Source organism: Bdellovibrio bacteriovorus, from assembly GCF_001592735.1.
In the GTDB taxonomy this organism is placed as follows: domain Bacteria; phylum Bdellovibrionota; class Bdellovibrionia; order Bdellovibrionales; family Bdellovibrionaceae; genus Bdellovibrio; species Bdellovibrio bacteriovorus_D.
Window position 1 is genome coordinate 1 of record NZ_LUKE01000007.1, and the last position, 5628, is coordinate 5628.

Annotated in this window: 1 tRNA gene and 3 rRNA genes; all 4 read left to right on the forward strand. The window is 47.6% G+C overall.

Annotated features, from left to right (window positions below):
• Positions 1–170 precede the first annotated feature (170 nt).
• The 4 genes from AZI86_RS18660 to rrf all read left to right on the forward strand — a co-directional run bounded on the left by AZI86_RS18660 (position 171) and on the right by rrf (position 5579).
• Positions 171–1684: ribosomal RNA gene (locus AZI86_RS18660) — 16S ribosomal RNA — on the forward strand.
• Positions 1685–1887: 203 nt separating this feature from the next.
• Positions 1888–1964, forward strand: a tRNA-Ile gene (locus tag AZI86_RS18665).
• A gap of 250 nt (positions 1965–2214) precedes the next feature.
• Positions 2215–5156: ribosomal RNA gene (locus tag AZI86_RS18670) — 23S ribosomal RNA — on the forward strand.
• Positions 5157–5462: 306 nt separating this feature from the next.
• Positions 5463–5579 (forward strand): 5S ribosomal RNA (gene rrf / locus AZI86_RS18675).
• Together the 16S, 23S and 5S rRNA genes with 1 tRNA gene alongside form the textbook arrangement of a ribosomal RNA operon.
• The last annotated feature ends 49 nt before the right edge of the window (positions 5580–5628 follow it).

Sequence of the window (5628 nt, forward strand, 5' to 3'; positions counted from 1 at the left end):
AATTCGCTCTTTGAAAACTGAATAGCTAGATAGATAGATTTTTTGGGCTCTCGAAATTTGAGCAATCAAGTTTCACAATTTCAAAAATATATATTCGAACAAACAAATAAGCGGTCGAATCAACTTCGGTTGATGAGATAAAGCTAGTTGTTTGCTTCTAGACAGAATTATAACTGGAGAGTTTGATTCTGGCTCAGAACAAACGCTGGCGGCGTGCCTAATACATGCAAGTCGAACGGGGAAAGCTTTCGGGTGAGTACTAGTGGCGCACGGGTGAGGAACGCGTGGATAATCTGCCTTAGAGTGGGGGATAACTAGTCGAAAGATTAGCTAATACCGCATAAGACCACAGTAGCTGCGGCTATAGGGGTCAAAGGTTTTTCGCTCTAAGATGAGTCCGCGTAAGATTAGCTAGTTGGTGAGGTAACGGCTCACCAAGGCGACGATCTTTAACTGGTCTGAGAGGATGATCAGTCACACTGGAACTGAGACACGGTCCAGACTCCTACGGGAGGCAGCAGTAGGGAATATTGCACAATGGAGGAAACTCTGATGCAGCGACGCCGCGTGAGTGATGAAGGCCTTCGGGTCGTAAAGCTCTGTCGCAGGGGAATAACACAATGAAGGTACCCTGTAAGAAAGGATCGGCTAACTTCGTGCCAGCAGCCGCGGTAAGACGAGGGATCCTAGCGTTGTTCGGAATCATTGGGCGTAAAGCGGGTGTAGGTGGCTTTGTAAGTCGAGTGTGAAAGCCTGGGGCTCAACCCCAGAAGTGCATTCGATACTGCGAAGCTTGAGTGGTAGAGAGGTTAGTAGAATTGTTGGTGTAGTGGTGAAATACGTAGATATCAACAGGAATACCGGAGGCGAAGGCGGCTAACTGGCTACACACTGACACTCAGACCCGAAAGTGCGGGGATCAAACAGGATTAGATACCCTGGTAGTCCGCACCATAAACGATGGATACTTGTTGTTGGAGGTATTGACCCCTTCAGTGACGAAGCTAACGCGTTAAGTATCCCGCCTGGGGAGTACGGTCGCAAGATTAAAACTCAAAGAAATTGACGGGGGCCCGCACAAGCGGTGGAGCATGTGGTTTAATTCGATGCAACGCGAAGAACCTTACCTAGGCTTGACATGTACTGGAAGACTGGCAGAAATGTCGTCGCCCGCAAGGGTCGGTACACAGGTGCTGCATGGCTGTCGTCAGCTCGTGTCGTGAGATGTTGGGTTAAGTCCCGCAACGAGCGCAACCCCTGCATTTAGTTGCCAGCATTCAGTTGGGCACTCTAGATGGACTGCCGGTGTTAAACCGGAGGAAGGTGGGGATGACGTCAAGTCCTCATGGCCCTTATGCCTAGGGCTACACACGTGCTACAATGGTGGTCACAGAGTGAAGCGAAGCCGCAAGGTGGAGCAAATCGCTTAAAAGCCATCTAAGTTCAGATTGATCTCTGCAACTCGAGATCATGAAGTTGGAATCGCTAGTAATCGCGGATCAGAATGCCGCGGTGAATACGTTCCCGGGCCTTGTACACACCGCCCGTCACACCATGAAAGTCGGCTGTACCAGAAGTCGCTGCGCTAACCGCAAGGAGGCAGGCGCCCAAGGTATGGTCGATGATTGGGGTGAAGTCGTAACAAGGTAGCCGTAGGGGAACCTGCGGCTGGATCACCTCCTTTCTAAGGATATCGGTGATCAGCATTTCGAGCTCTGTTTAGGATTAATTTTCTAAATAATATTCTCGATCTAAATGACACCCATCTTAGGTCAACTCCGACTAATTAAGTCTTAGTCGTGAGTGAGTCCCAAAAAATCTTATCTAGCTGTTTAGTTTTGAAAGAGTGAAATCTCTTTGGCTTAAGTACGAGCCAGTTTCTAACAAGGGCCGGTAGCTCAGTTGGTTAGAGCACACGCTTGATAAGCGTGGGGTCGGAAGTTCGAGTCTTCCCCGGCCCACCAACTTAAGCTAAAGGTGTGTCTGCGAAGCAGACCACTTTAAAGTTGGCCACTGATCTACACTTCAGCTCGCGCTGAAGTAGGATTTTTACCTGAGGTTCTTAGGTAGAAGGTTAGAAAAAACTAAGTTCTTAAGAAATTAAGAACGAAGTTTACGAAGAGATGACACTTGATAAAGTTTGAATGAAGTTTTTCGTTCTTTGACAATTGAATAGATTGATTTAGTTGATTTTTAGCGAGGTTAGTTCCAATTTTTTAAGCTACAAAGGGCTTACGGTGGATGCCTTGGCACTAAGAAGCGATGAAGGACGTGGTAAGCTGCGATAAGCTTCGGGGAGTGGCACACACACTTTGATCCGGAGATTTCCGAATGGGGAAACCCACCATTTATGGTATCACTCAATGAATACATAGTTGTTTGAAGCAAACGAGGGGAAGTGAAACATCTCAGTACCCTCAGGAAGAGAAATCAAATCCGAGATTACCCTAGTAGTGGCGAGCGAACGGGTAAGAGCCTAAACCTAGTTCATTAATTTGAGTTAGGGGTCGTGGGACCGCGATGTGGGACCGGAGAAGTTAGAGTAACAGTCTGGAAAGTCTGGCAAGATAGGGTGATAGCCCCGTACTCGAAAACTTCGAAGGCCCTAGCGGCATCCCGAGTACCACAGAACACGTGAAATTCTGTGGGAATCTGTGAGGACCACCTCATAAGGCTAAATATTCCTTAGTGACCGATAGAGAACAAGTACCGTGAGGGAAAGGTGAAAAGAACCCCGAGAGGGGAGTGAAATAGAACCTGAAACCGTAAGCTTACAAGCAGTTAGAGCCCTTTATATGGGTGATAGCGTACCTTTTGCATAATGAGTCAGCGAGTTATGTTTGCAAGCGAGGTTAAGCCGTTGCAGGTGGAGCCGTAGCGAAAGCGAGTCTGAATAGGGCGATTTAGTTTGCAGGCATAGACCCGAAACCCGGTGATCTAATCATGGACAGGTTGAAGCGGAGGTAACACTCCGTGGAGGACCGAACAAGTTGAAGTTGAAAATTCTTTTGATGATCTGTGATTAGGGGTGAAAGGCCAATCAAACTGGGTGATAGCTGGTTCTCCCCGAAATATATTTAGGTATAGCGTTGAGTAATAAAGTATCGCGGAGGTAGAGCACTGAATGGGCTAGGGGTCTTTACCGGATTACCAAACCCAAATAAACTCCGAATGCCGCAGATATGTTCCTCAGCAGGCAGACTCAGGGTGATAAGGTCATGAGTCGAGAGGGAAAGAGCCCAGACCAACAGCTAAGGTCCCTAAATGCACGCTCAGTGGAGAACGTTGTGGAGTTACTTTGACAACTAGGAGGTTGGCTTAGAAGCAGCAATCCTTTAAAGAAAGCGTAATAGCTCACTAGTCTAGTGACTCTGCGCGGAAGATACAACGGGGCTAAGCGTGTTACCGAAGCTTTGGATTAAGATATTTTATATTTTAGTGGTAGGGGAGCGTTCTAGTATAGGATGAAGGTTGACCGGTAGGACAGCTGGACGAACTAGAAGTGATCATGCTGACATAAGTAGCGTTGAACTCGGGTGAAAAACCCGGGCGCCGAAAACTCAAGGATTCCTGGGCAAGGATAATCCTCCCAGGGTTAGTCGAGACCTAAGATGAGGCCAATTGGCGTAATCGATGGCAAAACGGTTAATATTCCGTTACCTAGCAAATTGTGTTTAAGGAATGACGGTGTAGGATATCACAGCCTCTTATTGGATTGAGGTGTAAGCATGTAGGAGGATCAGTAGGCAAATCCGCTGGTCGTAACTCTGAGGTGTGAATGCGAGGGACTTTGTCCCGGAAGTGTGAAAAGCCATGCATCCAAGAAAAGTTTCGTAAATTTAGATTTGTTAGCTCGTACCGTAAACCGACTCAGGTGAGTGGGGTGAATATCCTAAGGCGATGGGGTGAACTTTGGTCAAGGAACTCGGCAACTTAACACCGTAACTTCGGGAAAAGGTGTGCCCGAGAGAGTGTAAGGATTTACTCCCCAAGCTTTTTCGGGTCGCAGAGAAATGGGAGTAGCGACTGTTTATCAAAAACACAGGTATGTGCAAAGTCACAAGACGAAGTATACATACTGACGCCTGCCCGGTGCTGGAAGGTTAAGAGGATTAGTTAGCGTAAGCGAAGCTGAGAATCGAAGCCCCAGTAAACGGCGGCCGTAACTATAACGGTCCTAAGGTAGCGAAATTCCTTGTCGGGTAAGTTCCGACCTGCACGAATGGCGTAACGACTTCTCCGGTGTCTCGACCAAATGCCTCGCGAAATTGAATTCTCGGTGAAAATGCCGAGTACCCGCAGAAAGACGGAAAGACCCCGTGAACCTTTACTGTAGCTTGGCAGTGATTTTAGAGTTGGCATGTGTAGGATAGGTGGGAGACTTTGAAGCCGTGGCGCTAGCCATGGTGGAGTCAACCTTGAAATACCACCCTTGGCACCTTTGAAATCTAACCTGCTGCTCTTTACGAGCAGAGGGACACTGTCTGGTGGGCAGTTTGACTGGGGCGGTCGCCTCCCAAAAAGTAACGGAGGCGCGCGATGGTCCCCTCAGCCTGATTGGAAACCAGGCGTCGAGTGCATTGGCATAAGGGGGCTTGACTGCGAGACCTACAAGTCGAGCAGGTGCGAAAGCAGGCCAAAGTGATCCGGTGGTCCCGCGTGGAAGGGCCATCGCTCAACGGATAAAAGGTACTCCGGGGATAACAGGCTTATTCCATCCAAGAGTCCATATCGACGATGGAGTTTGGCACCTCGATGTCGGCTCATCACATCCTGGGGCTGGAGCAGGTCCCAAGGGTTTAGCTGTTCGCTAATTAAAGTGGTACGCGAGCTGGGTTCAGAACGTCGTGAGACAGTTTGGTCCTTATCTTCTGTGGGCGCATGAAATTTGAGCAGACCTGTCCTTAGTACGAGAGGACCGGGATGGACGAACCTCTGGTGTTCCTGTTGTCACGCCCGTGGCAGTGCAGGGTAGCTATGTTCGGAATTGATAACCGCTGAAAGCATCTAAGCGGGAAGCAAACTGCGAGATTAGATTTCACTGGGGCTTCGGCCCCCTAAAGACTCCTTGGAGACTACGAGGTTGATAGGCGGAAGGTGTAAGTACAGTAATGTATTCAGCTGATCCGTACTAATAGGTCGTGAGGCTTTTTTAAATTTTTCTTCTTCCTTTTTAAGGAACGAAGATTTCGTTTCTAAGACTTCTCTTAAACGAGAACGAGAGACTAGCTCTCTGAATAAGTAAGAGAGTGATATTTGGAACTATACTGTGACTACTCTTTTTAAGAGTGCGACGAACTCGCTAAAAATCAATTAAATCAATCATTCAGTTGTAAACAGAATGAACTACTTTTAAGTAACTTCTCCATTTGTATTGGAAGTAAGTTGCAAAAAAAGTCGAAGGAGTCTAAAAGACTCCAACAACTTAAACGAAAGTTTAAGTCCTTAATATAAACATTTTTGCTGGTGTTTATAGCAGAGGGGCCACACCTGATCCCATTCCGAACTCAGAAGTTAAGTCCTCTTGCGGCGATGGTATTGCATTGGCGACAATGTGGGAGAGTAGCACGATGCCAGCTCTTTTTTTCTAAACCCAATCTGGAACACAGATTGGGTTTTTTTTTGCCT